13 protein-coding genes are annotated in these 13,760 nt (G+C 63.6%); 12 read left to right on the top strand and 1 reads right to left on the bottom strand.

Annotated elements, in window-relative coordinates; genetic code table 11:
• Positions 1 to 26: 26 nt before the first annotated feature.
• Positions 27 to 1,616, top strand: a complete 1,590-nt coding sequence (locus tag C0V82_RS06100; protein WP_102111565.1) for a calcium-binding protein — start codon at positions 27 to 29, stop codon at positions 1,614 to 1,616.
• 30 nt (positions 1,617 to 1,646) lie between these two features.
• Positions 1,647 to 2,270: a hypothetical protein gene (locus tag C0V82_RS06095; RefSeq protein WP_102111564.1), complete on the top strand. Its 624-nt coding sequence runs from the start codon at positions 1,647 to 1,649 to the stop codon at positions 2,268 to 2,270.
• Positions 2,271 to 2,277: 7 nt separating this feature from the next.
• Here the strand turns inward: C0V82_RS06095 and C0V82_RS06090 are convergent, their stop codons facing one another.
• On the bottom strand, positions 2,278 to 2,847 hold the full coding sequence (locus C0V82_RS06090; RefSeq protein ID WP_102111563.1) for a hypothetical protein: 570 nt from the start codon (positions 2,845 to 2,847) through the stop codon (positions 2,278 to 2,280).
• Between the two features lie 191 nt (positions 2,848 to 3,038).
• Between C0V82_RS06090 and C0V82_RS06085 the strand changes: the two genes are divergently transcribed.
• From C0V82_RS06085 to bamA, 10 genes are all read left to right on the top strand, one after another.
• The gene (locus C0V82_RS06085; RefSeq protein ID WP_102111562.1) at positions 3,039 to 4,019 is read left to right on the top strand and encodes a tetratricopeptide repeat protein; all 981 of its coding nucleotides are present in this window, start codon (positions 3,039 to 3,041) and stop codon (positions 4,017 to 4,019) included.
• Positions 4,020 to 4,273: 254 nt separating this feature from the next.
• Complete coding sequence (gene rpsB, locus C0V82_RS06080) at positions 4,274 to 5,047, top strand: 30S ribosomal protein S2 (RefSeq protein WP_102111561.1); 774 nt, start codon at positions 4,274 to 4,276, stop codon at positions 5,045 to 5,047.
• A gap of 137 nt (positions 5,048 to 5,184) precedes the next feature.
• The gene (gene tsf / locus C0V82_RS06075) at positions 5,185 to 6,108 is read left to right on the top strand and encodes a translation elongation factor Ts (protein ID WP_102111560.1); all 924 of its coding nucleotides are present in this window, start codon (positions 5,185 to 5,187) and stop codon (positions 6,106 to 6,108) included.
• A gap of 115 nt (positions 6,109 to 6,223) precedes the next feature.
• Positions 6,224 to 6,946, top strand: a complete 723-nt coding sequence (gene pyrH / locus C0V82_RS06070) for a UMP kinase (protein ID WP_094456925.1) — start codon at positions 6,224 to 6,226, stop codon at positions 6,944 to 6,946.
• Position 6,947: 1 nt separating this feature from the next.
• Positions 6,948 to 7,508 carry a ribosome recycling factor gene (gene frr / locus C0V82_RS06065; protein ID WP_054167195.1) on the top strand — a complete coding sequence of 187 codons (561 nt, stop codon included), beginning with the start codon at positions 6,948 to 6,950 and terminating at the stop codon, positions 7,506 to 7,508.
• 36 nt (positions 7,509 to 7,544) lie between these two features.
• The gene (locus C0V82_RS06060) at positions 7,545 to 8,285 is read left to right on the top strand and encodes an isoprenyl transferase (RefSeq protein WP_102111559.1); all 741 of its coding nucleotides are present in this window, start codon (positions 7,545 to 7,547) and stop codon (positions 8,283 to 8,285) included.
• A gap of 4 nt (positions 8,286 to 8,289) precedes the next feature.
• Entirely contained in the window at positions 8,290 to 9,048 is a 759-nt protein-coding gene (locus C0V82_RS06055) for a phosphatidate cytidylyltransferase (RefSeq protein ID WP_188595084.1), read from the top strand.
• Positions 9,030 to 10,226, top strand: coding sequence for a 1-deoxy-D-xylulose-5-phosphate reductoisomerase (locus C0V82_RS06050; RefSeq protein ID WP_102111558.1), 1,197 nt, complete (start codon positions 9,030 to 9,032; stop codon positions 10,224 to 10,226). The genes C0V82_RS06055 and C0V82_RS06050 overlap by 19 nt, the downstream gene beginning before the upstream one ends.
• Positions 10,227 to 10,249: 23 nt before the next feature.
• Positions 10,250 to 11,401: an RIP metalloprotease RseP gene (gene rseP, locus C0V82_RS06045; RefSeq protein ID WP_102111557.1), complete on the top strand. Its 1,152-nt coding sequence runs from the start codon at positions 10,250 to 10,252 to the stop codon at positions 11,399 to 11,401.
• Positions 11,402 to 11,418: 17 nt separating this feature from the next.
• On the top strand, positions 11,419 to 13,746 hold the full coding sequence (gene bamA / locus C0V82_RS06040) for an outer membrane protein assembly factor BamA (RefSeq protein ID WP_245924176.1): 2,328 nt from the start codon (positions 11,419 to 11,421) through the stop codon (positions 13,744 to 13,746).
• The last annotated feature ends 14 nt before the right edge of the window (positions 13,747 to 13,760 follow it).

Below are 13,760 nucleotides of genomic sequence, written 5' to 3'. Positions count from 1 at the left end.
ACCGTTCCGGGCACGGGTGGATTGCGATGAGCGTGTTCGCGGCGGCTGCGGCCGGCTCCGTCATCAATGGCGGCAACTTCAACGACAACCTGAACGGCACTACCGGCAATGACACGATCGACGGCGGGGCCGGCGATGACATCATCAATGCCGATGCCGGTGATGACAGTGTGCTGGGCAGCGCCGGCATCGATGAACTGCATGGCGGGCCGGGTGCCGACTTCCTGTCGGGCGGGATCGGCGACGATGTGCTGGAAGGCGGTGCCGGTGACGACACGCTGGATGGCGGCGATGGCGACGACATCCTCTATCACCGCATTCAGGCGACGACGATTGCCGCCGCACCGGTGGTCATCGGTGACACGACCCTGACCAGCGATCAGGGAACCGATATCCTGCGCTCGATCGAGCGGGCCTGGGTTGAGGGTTCGGCCTTTGGTGACCATGTCACCGGCTCCTGGCGGCAGGAGGTGATGTTCGGGGGAGATGGCGCCGATACGCTGAGCGGCGGCGGCGGCAACGACACCCTGATGGGGGGCAAGGGCGCCGACATCCTGACGGGTGGTGCTGGCCAGGACGTGTTTGAATTCCATGCACAGGAGTTCGACACCGTGGATACGGTCACCGATTTCGCCATGGGCGATCTGCTGACCTTCCTGACCTATCCCACGGGCAGCCCGTATCTGGCGGTAAAAGCCATCGGCGCCATCGCGCAGGGCAACGGCACTGGTCTTCTGGATGGTCAGGTGCATGTGCAGGCGGTTGCCGGCGGCGTGCGCGTCTATGTGGGGCTGGACAGCAAGGCCGGCTTTGATGCTTCCGTCACCCTGACCGGTAACTATGACCTGTCCCGTTTCATATCCACGGGCTGGGGTATCGGATATCGCACCACCGACATTCCGGCGGGCACCTCTGGCAACGACTTGCTGGTCGGCTCTGCCTATGGCGACACGCTACGCGGCGGGGCCGGTGATGACCGGTTGGTCGGTGGCGGTGGCCCGGACCTACTGGATGGCGGGACGGGCGTGGATGCGGTTGGTCTGAACACGACCCTGGATCAACTGTATCTGGCGCGCATGGTCAATGGCTCCGTGGCGATGGGCGTGAAGGCCTGGGGCGATCCAGTGGTCAGCGAACTGGCCAATGTTGAATTCCTGTACCTGTCCGACCGCGTCCTGCTGCTGACGGTAATGGAACAGGCGGTCTCCGCCAATCTGCCGCTGGGCTTCAGCGAACAGGGCTATCTGGCCGTCAATCCCGATGTGGCGGCGGCGGTGACGGCGGGCGTCTTCGCCAGCGGTTGGCAGCATTATCAGTATTACGGCCAGAAGGAAGGGCGCAGCACCACGGCCCTGTTCGATACCAACTGGTATCTGAAGCAGAATCCCGATGTCGCGGCCGTGGTCGCGGCGGGCGGCATGACTGCCATGGATCATTTCATGACCTATGGCTGGCGCGAGGGGCGGGACCCGTCGGCGGCCTTTGATGTCAGCGCCTATCTGGAACGCCACACGGATATCGCGGCGGCGGGCGTCAACCCGCTGGTCCATCTCCTGGGTTGGGGGCTGGCCGAAGGACGTGTCTTCACGGCGGCCGATGGCGGCTGGATCGGTTGAAATCAAGTTTGAAATTTAGGAGTTGAGTTGATGACCAAGGCCATCTGGGATCTTGAAACACCGCGCGGGCGGTTGCTGCCGGCTTTCGCGGCGGGGCTGGTGCCTGTGCTGGTGGCCCTGGTGGTCGTGGGCCTGCTGCTGGTCCGGCCTACCCTGCGGGGGCTGGACCATGCACAGGAAGTGCTGTCCGCCGCGACCGAACTGCGGTCCGCCAGCCGCGCCCTGCAGCGCGATGTGCTGCTGCTGATCTTTGACGAAGGAACGCGGGAGAAGACGGGCGCGCGGCTGGAGGCCCGTGTGCCGGAGTTCCGTCAACTGGCGGACCGGCTGGGCACCGCCCTTGACCCTGTTGACCCGGAGAAGGCCAGGCGTATTCGCGAAACCCACGCAGCACTGGCCGATGGGGTGCAGGCTGTGGCGCAGTCGGTGCAGGCGCGGGAAGGGATCGATGCCAACTGGCGCGTGCAGCAGGAAAAGGTCCTGGCCAATGAAATCCCCGCGGCCCGCACCAACGACCCAATCATCACGCAGTATCAGGCTTATGTGACGGCCTCGCTGGGGGAAGTGCGAGCCGTCCTGTGGATATGCTTTGCGGTGGTGCTGATCGCGTTGGGTTTCGGCGTGGCGTCGGCGGCTGTGGTGCTGCGGCGCTGAGCGGCCTTCAAGCGGGCTGATGCCCGCTCAACAGTTCCACGGCTGTTGCCAGCACGCGTCCGTCATTCTGGGCGTAAAGCGTGGTGGCACGGCCATGGACGGCGCTGCCGGGCGTCAGGCGCAGCAGACGGGCCAGCTCATCCGTGGCGACCAGACGCAGGAAACCTGCAGGCTGGCTGCGGAAGGAAACGCCGCAGGCCGACAGTATGGCGCCGAACGGAATGCGTCGCTGGCGTACCGCGAACAGGGCGCCGGCGGGCAGGGCATCCAGCCGGATTTCGATCAAACCCAGCTCGGCAGGCGTGCCGCTTTCGGCACCCGACAGCAGCACGTGCCGGCGCAGCAGGTTGCCCGTCTCTTCGGTATGGAGCACGGACAGCCGCATCTGCTCGCCCCAGAAAGCCTCCAGCGTGGCCGTCATGCCATGATCATGCACAAGCAGCCGGCGCGGCACGTCGGGCAATCCGTCAGCCTCCAGCCAAAGCGGCGGCGACGGGTCGCGGCCCGGCGATAGCTGGCGCAAGAAACCCGTCAGCAGGTCGGGCGAGGCATCGGTCGGTCGGGCTGTGACGGTCATTCTTATGGTGCTTGGCATGCCGGGAGCGTGGTCTGGGCCGCGCGCGGCGGACCATAGCCACCCGCCGGGCGCTTGCCAAGGCATGGCGGACCTGCACCACCAAGGATCGTGATAATGGCCCCATCGCGCCACCATTCCGCCACAGCATGGCGCCAAAAGGTTAAGTCTTCTTAACCCTTCTGGATGAGCCCATGCGCCTCTCCCTGTCCGTTGCCGCCTTGACCCTGCTGTGTCTGACCGGTGCCGGTGGTGCCCAGACCTTACCGGCTGACTATGCCACCCTGGTCGAGCCGGTTGACCGCAAGGATGCGGCCGAAGCCCCGTTAAAGGCGCGGCTGGCCACCAATCCGGCTGACCGTGACGCTGCCCGGGATTTGCTGCTGGTCTATCAGCGCTTTGGCGATGTCGAGGCAGGCCTGCCCCTGGGGGCCCGGCTGGCGGCGGAGGTGCCGGACGACAGGCGGGTGCTGGAGGCGCGAATGGTGCTGGCCACCCGCCGTATCACCGATGCCTCGCTGTTCGCCAAGAAGTCCGCCGCCGCCGACCTTCTGACCCTGTGCGAGGGGGAGAGGGCGCGCGATCCGCGCAGCGTTCCTGCCATCAAGTGCATCGCGCAGTATCACCTTGTTGCGCCGTCCATTGTGGGGGGCGACAAGGTAAAGGCGGAAGAGGCGATAAAGGCTATCCAGCCGCTGGATGAGGCGCAGTATGCGCTGCTGCGCGCGACTCAGGCGTTGAGTGACGAGAATGAAGCCTCGGCAAAGACGCTGCTGAAGGAAGCCACGGCGAAGTTGACCGATGCCTCCGAACTGGCCGGCGTCGCGGTCGGCCTTGTGCGCTTGGGTGAAAGTGATGCTGCCTTTGCGGCGCTGGACAAGGCGTCGTCGTTCGACCCCGCTGACCCGTTCACCCTATATCATCGGGGCCGCGCCTCGGCGTTGGAGAACCGGAACCTGGAGGCGGGCCGCGACTCGCTGCTGCGCTTCCTGTCGGGTTCGGCCTGGATCGGCGGCACCAACTACCGCGCGCCTGCCCATTGGCGTCTGGGCATGATCTATCAGGCGATGGGGGATAAGGTGACGGCGGAGAAAGCCTACAAGCGCGCCCTGGAACTGGAGCCCAAGCATAAGGAAGCCCAAGCCGCCCTGAAGGCCCTGAAAAATGCGGGTTGAGGCTTGATACGCCCCCGCCATGCGGAGATGAAGGGGGAGGGCGTGCGCAAAACGCGGCCGGGTGGGGTTGCATTGTAGCCCCGCCTGCGCTATTCCACCGCCCGTCGTTAATCCCACACGTGGGCTTGCGGTGTGTTGGCTTTTATCCGGACGCAGGTTGTCCGGGCGGGGCCTTCCCATCGATCCGGTGTTCGGCGGGCATGGTGCCCAATGGACATTGCTCACGGAGGCCAAACCGGAAAAGGAAGTTTTCCATGGCTATGCCGACTTTTACCATGCGTCAGCTGCTGGAAGCTGGCGTCCACTTCGGTCACCACACCCGTCGTTGGAACCCGAAGATGGCCACGTACCTCTTCGGCGCCCGCAACGGCGTGCACATCATCGACCTGGAACAGACCGTTCCGCTGCTGCACCGCGCCATGCAGGCCGTGCGTGACGTTGTCGCTGGTGGCGGCCGCGTCCTGTTCGTCGGCACCAAGCGCGCCGCGCAGGAGCAGGTTGCTGCTTCCGCCAAGCGTTGCGGCCAGTACTATGTCAACCACCGCTGGCTCGGCGGCATGCTGACCAACTGGAAGACCATCTCCCAGTCGATCCGTCGTCTGAAGGAAATGGACGAGGCGCTGGCTCATGGTGAGGGCTCCGGCCGCACCAAGAAGGAGCTGCTGAACATGACGCGCGACCGCGATAAGCTGGAGCGCGCGCTGGGCGGTATCCGTGACATGGGCGGCCTGCCCGACCTGCTGGTGATCATCGACACCAACAAGGAAAGCCTGGCCATTCAGGAAGCTAACAAGCTGGGTATCCCGGTTGTGGCCATCCTGGACAGCAACAGCTCCCCCGACGGCATCACCTTCCCGGTTCCGGGTAACGACGACGCCCTGCGCGCCATCGAGACCTATTGCGAGCTGCTGAGCGGCGCCGTTCTGGATGGTCTGCAGGCTGAGATGTCGGCTGCCGGCATCGATGTCGGCGCCCAGGAAGTCGCCCCGGCTGAGGCTCTGCCCGCCGAAGAGGCCGTCGAGGCCTGAGTTTAAGGTGCGACGGCCGGGCCGCATCCGCTTCGGGTGCTGTCCGGCCGTTGTGCTGTCCGGGCTTGGCGCGAAACCGCCATGACCCTGTGGTAAAAGATATCCCGTCACACCCCGACGATTTGAGAGAGGCGAAAATGGCCGAGATCACCGCTGCCCTGGTGAAGGACCTCCGTGAGAAGTCCGGCGCCGGCATGATGGACTGCAAGAAGGCGCTGACCGAGGCGAATGGCGACGTGGAAGCCGCCATCGACTGGCTGCGCAAGAAGGGCCTCGCCGCCGCCGCCAAGAAGGCCGGCCGCGTTGCCGCCGAAGGTCTGGTTGGCGTTGCCGCCAATGGCCTGTCCGGCGCCGCTGTCGAGCTGAACGCCGAGACCGACTTCGTTGCCCGTAACGACGCCTTCCAGGCCGCCGTTGCCACCGTCACCAAGCTGGCGCTGGACACCGACGGTTCGCTGGACAGCCTGAAGGCCGCCGCCTATCCGGGTACCGGTCGCACCGTCGCCGACGAACTGCCGAACCTGGTCGCCACCATCGGCGAGAACATGAACCTGCGCCGCGTCGCCAAGCTGTCGGTCACCGATGGCGTGGTGTCGTCCTATGTCCACTCTGCCCTGGTCCCGGGCCTGGGCAAGATCGGCGTGCTGGTGGCTCTGGAGTCGACCGGTGACAAGGCCGCTCTGGCCGATCTGGGCAAGCAGATCGCCATGCATGTCGCCGCGGCCCGTCCGGAAGCCCTGGACATCGCTGACGTGTCGACCGCCAACCTGGAGCGTGAGCGCGCCGTTTTGATCGAACAGGCCCGCGCTTCCGGCAAGCCCGAGAACATCATCGAGAAGATGGTCGAAGGCCGCGTCCGCAAGTATTATGAAGAAGTGGTCCTGCTGGAGCAGCTGTACGTCATCGACGGCGAAACCAAGATCCGCAAGGTCGTGGAAAACGCCGCCAAGACCATCGGCGCCCCGGTTACCCTGACCGGCTTCGTCCGCTTCCAGCTGGGCGAAGGCATCGAGAAGGAACAGTCCGACTTCGCCGCCGAAGTGGCCAAGATGGCCGGCTAAGGCGGTTCGGGGCCGGACCTTGTGCCGGCTCTGGAGCGTTATTCTGTCGGGGCCGGTTCGCCGGCCCCGATATGATCTGTTGCGAGACCGGATTTCCAACCGAAAGGACAAACCCGTGCCCGAAGCCCGTTACAAGCGCGTTCTTCTGAAGCTTTCAGGCGAAGCCCTTATGGGGGAAAGGGAGTACGGGATCGATCCCAACGTGGTCAGCCGCATGGCCACGGAGATCAAGTCCGTGATCGACATGGGGATCGAAGTCTGCGCCGTCATCGGTGGCGGCAACATCTTCCGTGGCATTTCCGGCGCTGCGTCCGGCATGGAACGTGCGACCGCCGACTATATGGGCATGCTGGCCACCGTCATGAACGCGCTCGCTGTGCAGAACGCTCTTGAAAAGGCTGGCGTGGAGACCCGCGTGCAGTCGGCCATCCCGATGGACAGCGTCTGCGAGCCCTATATCCGCCGCAAGGCTGAGCGTCATATGGAAAAGGGCCGGGTGGTGATTTTCGCCGCCGGCACCGGCAATCCCTTCTTCACTACGGATACGGCCGCCGCACTCCGCGCCTCGGAAATGGGCTGCGATGCGATGCTAAAGGCCACCAAGGTGGATGGCGTTTACAGCGCCGATCCCAAGAAGGTGAAGGATGCCATCCGTTATGACCGCCTGACCTATCTGGACGTGCTGTCGCGCGACCTTCAGGTCATGGACGCGTCTGCGATTTCGCTTGCCCGCGAGAACAAGATTCCCATCCTTGTCTTCTCCATCCAGAAGGACGGCGGTTTCGCCGAAGTGATGGCCGGACAAGGCAAATTCACCATCATAACCGAAGAGGCATAAGGTGGCCGCTCCCGAACTGATCAAGGACATTGAGCGTCGCATGGCCGGCGCGCTTGAGCAGCTCCGCAAGGAATTCGCGGGCCTGCGCACCGGGCGCGCTTCCGCCAACCTGCTGGAGCCGGTGACGGTTGAGGCCTATGGCACCACGGTTCCGCTGAACCAGGTGGCCAACATCTCCGTGCCGGAGCCGCGCCTGATTTCGGTGCAGGTGTTCGACCGTTCCACGGTCAAGTCGGTGGAGAAGGCCATTCGCGACAGCGGTCTGGGCCTTAACCCGCAGACCGAAGGCTCCACCATCCGCGTGCCGATTCCGGAGCTGAACTCCGAGCGCCGCAAGGAGCTGTCCAAGGTTGCCGCCAAGTATGCGGAGCAGACCCGGGTGGCCGTGCGCAATGTGCGCCGCGACGCCATGGATGCCCTGAAGAAGCTGCAGAAGGACGGTTCCCTGTCCGAGGACGAGCAGAAGACTTGGTCTGACAAGGTCCAGGGCGTGACCGACGCCCACATCAAGAAGGTGGATGAGGCGCTGGCGACCAAGGAAAAGGAAATCCTGCAGGTCTGATCGTTTCCCGGTACCCAAGGGTAAGGACCTGCTGCCATGCCGGGCCCCGACACATCCGCGTTTCTGCCGCCGCCCAAGCACATTGCCATCATCATGGATGGCAATGGACGCTGGGCGACGGCACGGGGCCTGCCGCGCACGGCCGGACATAAGAAGGGCGTGGACGCCGTCCGTCAGGCCATTGAGGGTGCCCGCGAACTGGGCGTGCGGTACCTGACGCTCTACAGCTTCTCGACCGAAAACTGGAGCCGTCCACAGGACGAGGTGTCCACCCTTATGCAGCTCCTGCGCTTCTACCTGCGCGGGGAGATTGCTAAGCTGCATAAGAATGGCATCCAGCTTCGGGTGATCGGCGATCGCTCCCGCCTGTCGGCTGATATCCAGGCACTGATCAGCAACGCCGAGACGCTGACGGCGGACAACACCGACATGACTTTGGTGCTGGCCCTGTCCTATGGCGGGCGTCAGGAACTGGTCGATGCGGCGCGCAAGCTGGCACAGGCGGTAGAGCGGGGGGAGATAGCCCCCGGTGACATCACCACCGACACCTTTGCCCGCGAATTGACCACGGGCGGCACCATTCCCGACCCCGATCTGATGATCCGCACAAGTGGCGAAAAGCGCATCAGCAATTTCCTGCTGTGGCAGCTGGCTTATGCGGAGATGGTTTTTCTGGATACGCTGTGGCCGGATTTCACGCGCCGCGATCTGGAGGCCGCCATCCAGGAATTCCATCAGCGCGACCGGCGCTTCGGGGCCACGGCGGGAAGCCGTTGATATCGTGACCGACAGCCAGCGCCCCCCCAAGAAACCCCGCTCCAACTTCACGCAGCGCGTGATCTCCGCCCTTATTCTAGCCCCCCCTGTATTAGGGGCTGTCTGGTATGGCGGGTTGCCGTTCCAGGTGCTGGTGCTGGTGCTGGCGGTGCTGTCGGCGTGGGAATATTTCCGGCTGGTCATGCCGGGCCGGCATCGTCCCGGCCATTTCGCCTTTATGCCGCTCTATATCGGCCTGCCCTTCCTGTCCATGCTCTGGCTGCGCCTGGACAGCGGCCCCTATGGACTGGCGTTGTTTCTGTTTTTGATGCTGTCCATCTGGGCCACCGACATTGGTGCCTATGCGGCGGGCAAGAGCATCGGCGGGCCAAAGCTGGCGCCGCGCATCAGCCCCAAGAAGACCTGGGCCGGCCTGATCGGCGGCATGGTGGCGTCAGCAACCCTGGGCGGGCTGTTCGGCGCAGCGCAGAGCGGGGATTGGCTGCCGGGCTGGCTGGTGCCGCCAGCAGCGACTGATGTGCCGCACCATGTGCATGCCACCGCCGTCTTGGCCTATGCCGCCATTGGCGCAGTGCTGGCCGTGGCGGGGCAGGCGGGCGACCTGTTCGAGAGCTATATGAAGCGGCGGGTCGATGTGAAAGACAGTTCCAGCCTGATCCCTGGTCATGGTGGTATCCTGGACCGGATTGACGGGCTGCTGTTCGCGGCGCCGCTTTATGCGTTGTTCGAAATGACGGCGGGTGAATGGGTGCGATTTTGGTGAAGCCTGTGACGACGCGCCGCGTAACCGTGCTTGGCTGCACCGGATCGGTGGGCACCAATACCGTCGAACTGCTGGCAACCTATCCTGACCGCTTTCAGACGGAGGCCTTGGTCGCGGGCCGCAATGTCGCCAAGCTGGCCGAACAGGCACGTCTGTTGCGTCCCGCCCTGGCCGTGGTCGCCGAAGCGTCCGCCTATGCTGACCTGAAGGAAGCCCTGGGGGGCACTGGCATTGAGCTGGCGGCCGGCCCTGCCGCCGTAGTGGAGGCTGCCAGCCGTCCCGCCGCCGACTGGGTAATGGCGGCCATTGTCGGTGCCGCCGGCCTGGCCCCGACCCTGGCTGCGGTACAGCGCGGTGCCACGGTGGCGCTTGCCAACAAGGAAGTGCTGGTCTGTGCTGGCGAACTGGTGATGGCGGAGGTGCGCCGCTGTGGTGCCACCCTGCTGCCGGTGGACAGCGAACATAGCGCCATCTTCCAGGTGTTTGATGAGGCACAGCGCGACCGGATCTCCCGGCTGATCCTGACCGCCTCGGGCGGACCCTTCCGCACCTGGACAAGGCAAGCCATGCAGGGCGTGACGCCGGCCCAGGCCTGTGCCCATCCCAACTGGTCCATGGGTGCCAAGATCAGCGTCGATAGCGCCAGCATGATGAATAAGGGGTTGGAGCTGATTGAGGCCCACCATCTGTTCGCGATGCCCGAAAGCTGCATCGACGTGCTCGTTCATCCACAATCGGTGATCCATTCCTTGGTCGAATATGTCGATGGCTCGGTACTGGCGCAGTTGGGTACGCCCGACATGCGCACGCCCATTGCGGTGGCGCTGGCTTGGCCTGACCGGGTGGCCACACCGGGAGACCGGCTGGATCTGGTGAAAGCCGCCAGCCTGACGTTCGAGTCGCCTGACCCGGTGCGATTCCCCGCACTGGGGCTGGCGCGGCGCGCCTTGCAAAGCGGGGGGGCGGCCCCTACAATCCTGAATGCGGCGAATGAGGTGGCGGTTGCCGCCTTCCTGGCTGGAAATCTGGGCTTTCTGGATATTCCGCGCGTCGTCGAAAAGTGCCTGGTCACCCTGGCGCATGCCCCGTTGGGCACGCTGGCGGATGTGGAAGCGGCGGATGCGGAAGCACGTCGCCACGCCTTTGCCGAAATTGCGGTTTTATCTCGCGCGAACTGAACGCGGCCCCTGGAGGCGCATTGATGGAAGTCCTGGGCTTCATCTGGAATTACGGGGTGATGTTCCTCGTCGTGCTGACCATTCTGGTCTTTGTGCACGAGATGGGACATTTCCTGGTGGCGCGCCGCAATGGCGTGCGGGTGGAGGTCTTCTCCATCGGCTTCGGGCCGGAGATTATCGGACGTACCGACCGTTTGGGGACCCGCTGGAAGTTCAGCCTGATCCCCCTGGGCGGCTATGTGAAGATGTTCGGCGATGCGGGTGCCGCCAGCACGCCCGGCACCGGCCTTGACCGGATGACGCCGGCACAACGCGCCGTGTCCTTCCATCACAAGCGGGTGGGTCAGCGCATGGCCATCGTGGCGGCGGGGCCGGCGGCGAACTTCCTGTTCGCCATCCTGGCCCTGGCCTTCATGTTCATGGTCTATGGCCAGCCCTACACGCCTCCCGTAGTCCGCGAGATCCTACCCGAGGGGGCGGCGGCGGAGGCCGGCATGAAGCCGGGCGACCGCATCGTCTCCATGGATGGTCGCGAGACGCCGCGGTTTGAGGATGTGCTGGGCGTTATCGTCATGAATCCGGGCCGCACCGTGTCGATGGTCGTGGAGCGGGTCGAGGCGGAAGGGGCAGAGCCCAAGCGCCTGGAGCTGACCGTCACGCCGCGTGCGGAAAAGATGGAAGACCGGTTCGGCAATATCCACACGATAGGCCGGCTGGGGGTGATGCGTGGTAATGACGAATACCGTCGCCAGACGCCCCTGACCGCCATCTGGGAAGCCGGCAAGGAGACGGTCCGGTTGACGGAAGGCACGCTGGACGCCGTCTGGCAGATGGCGTTGGGCATGCGCAGCACGAATGAGCTGGGCGGGCCCATCCGCATCGCGCAGATGTCGGGCCAAGTGGCACAAACGGGCTTCGTGACCATGATCTGGTTCGTGGCTGTGCTGTCCATCAATCTGGGCCTGATCAACCTGTTCCCTATTCCGATGCTGGACGGGGGACATCTGCTGTATTACGCAGTGGAGGCCGTTCGTGGACGGCCGCTTGGCGAGAGGGCTCAGGAATATGGTTTCCGGGTCGGTCTGGCTTTGGTATTGACCTTGATGGTTTTCGCGACCTGGAATGACTTGGTTCAGCTCCGCGTCGTCGATTTCGTCAAGGGTGTCCTGTCTTAGCCTTTTTGGGGGAACAGTTGGTCTCGGTTTCCAGGTTCGCGCTGTGCCTGCTGCTAGGCGGCACCGCAACATCCGTCATCGCGCTGTCGACCGGCGCCATGGCCCAGGAGGCGTTTGATGGTGGCATCATTCGCGAAATCCGCGTCGAGGGGTCGCAGCGCATCGAAGGCGCCACGGTCCAGTCGTACCTGACGGTACGGCCCGGCGATAATTTCGATCCGGACAAGATCGATCAGTCGCTGAAGTCGCTATTCGCGACCGGCCTGTTCGCGGACGTGTCGATCCGGCGCGAAGGCGGCGTGATGCTGGTGCAGGTGGTGGAGAATCCCATCATCAACCGCATCGCGTTTGAAGGGAACAAGCGCATCAAGACCGAGGATATCAATCCCGAGGTCCAGTTGCGCCCCCGCACCGTCTATACCCGCACCCGCGTGCAGAACGACGTGGAGCGTATCCAGGAACTCTATCGCCGCAAGGGCCGCTTCGCCGCGCGCATCGAGCCGAAGATCGTTCAGTTGGAACAGAACCGCGTCGACCTGATCTTCGAAATCGAAGAAGGGCAGATGACGGGCGTGCAGGCCATCAACTTCGTGAACAATAACGTGTTCGACGATGATGAACTGCGCGAGATCATGATCACAAAGGAGTCGCGCTGGTGGCGGTTCCTGTCATCCAACGACAATTATGATCCCGAGCGTCTGCGCTATGACCAGGAGCAGGTCCGCCGCTTCTATCTGCGAAACGGCTATGCCGACTTCAAGGTGCTGACCTCGGTCGCGGAACTGACGCCCGACCGTGAGGAATTCTTCATCACCATGACAGTGGATGAGGGCAAGCGCTACAAGTTCGGCAAGATCGAGATTCAGTCGGAAATTCCCGACATCGATGTGACCCCGCTGTATGAGGCCATCAACGCTTACTCCGGCGAATGGTACAATGGCGATAAGATCGAAGAGAGCATCACCGCCCTGACCAACCGGTTGGGCGATCTGCAGTATGCCTTCATCGACATCGACCCGCTGCTGGAGCGCAATCAGGAAGATCAGACCATCAATCTGGTCTTTGAACTGAAGGAAAGCCCGCGCGTCTTTGTTGAACGTGTCGACATTGTAGGCAATTACAACACGCTGGACAAGGTCATCCGCCGCGAAATGCTGCTGGTTGAAGGCGACCCGTTCAGCGTCTCCAAGGTCAAGCGCTCCGAACAGCGTATCAAGGATCTGGGTTACTTCCTGGATAGCGGCGTCGAGGTTAAGACGGCGGAGGGAAGCAGCCGCGATCAGTCCGTGATCACGGTCGAGGTCGAAGAACAGCCCACCGGCGAAATTCAGTTGGGTGCCGGTTACTCGTCCACCGACGGCGCGCTGCTGGACTTCTCCATCCGCCAGCGCAACCTGCTCGGCAAGGGCCAGGACCTGCGCCTGTCTACCCTGCTGTCGAGCCGTAGCTTCGAGGTGGATCTGGGCTTTACCGAGCCTTACTTCCTGGACCGTGATCTGGCGGCGGGTGTCGACCTGTTCCGCGTGGTTCGCGACAATCGCGACACCATCTCCTACGATCTGGAATCAACCGGTATCGTCTTGCGCGCCGGTTATCCGCTGTCGGAAAAGCTGCGCCAGCGCATTAGCTACTCGCTGGTTCAGAACAAGATCGACAATATCTATTTCGGCTCGTCCCTGTTCCTGCAGGATCAGCTGGGCACTACCATCACTTCGTCGGTGGAAAGCCAGCTGCTCTATGATGAGCGTGACAGCAAGATCGAGCCGACCAGTGGCTTCTACGGCCTGTGGTCTGTGGAATTCGCTGGTGTCGGCGGTGACACCCGCTATCTGCGCAACCGCATCACGGCGGGCCAGTATTGGGAGCCGTTTGAGGAAGTGGTCCTGGGGCTGACCACCGAGGCGGGTTACATCTGGGGCATGGGCAAGGACCTGCGCATCAATGACCGCTTCTTTATCGGTGGTGATACGCTGCGCGGCTTCGAGATCGGCGGTATCGGTCCCCGAAATGTCCCCGATCCGAACAATCCGGAAAACAGCGACGCGCTGGGTGGCACCATCTTCAGCCGCGCCAGCCTGGAGCTGACCACGAAGCTGGGTCTGCCGGACGAGTTGGGCGTGAAGGCGCATGCCTTCTATGATGCCGGTACTCTGACGGCGGCCAAGGAAACGCCTGGCGTCGGCGACGTTTTCCGCGACAGCAACAAGGTCCGCATGTCGGCCGGTGTCGGTGTGTCGTGGAAGTCGCCCTTTGGTCCGATCCGCCTGGATCTGGCCTATCCGATTGCCAAGGAACCGTATGACCAGACCGAAACGCTGAAGTTCAGCTTCGGTACCCGGTTCTGACGGGGGGTCGGGCC

Source organism: Niveispirillum cyanobacteriorum, from assembly GCF_002868735.1.
Classification (GTDB): Bacteria; Pseudomonadota; Alphaproteobacteria; order Azospirillales; family Azospirillaceae; genus Niveispirillum; species Niveispirillum cyanobacteriorum.
This window is presented reverse-complemented; position numbering and strand designations above follow the sequence as displayed.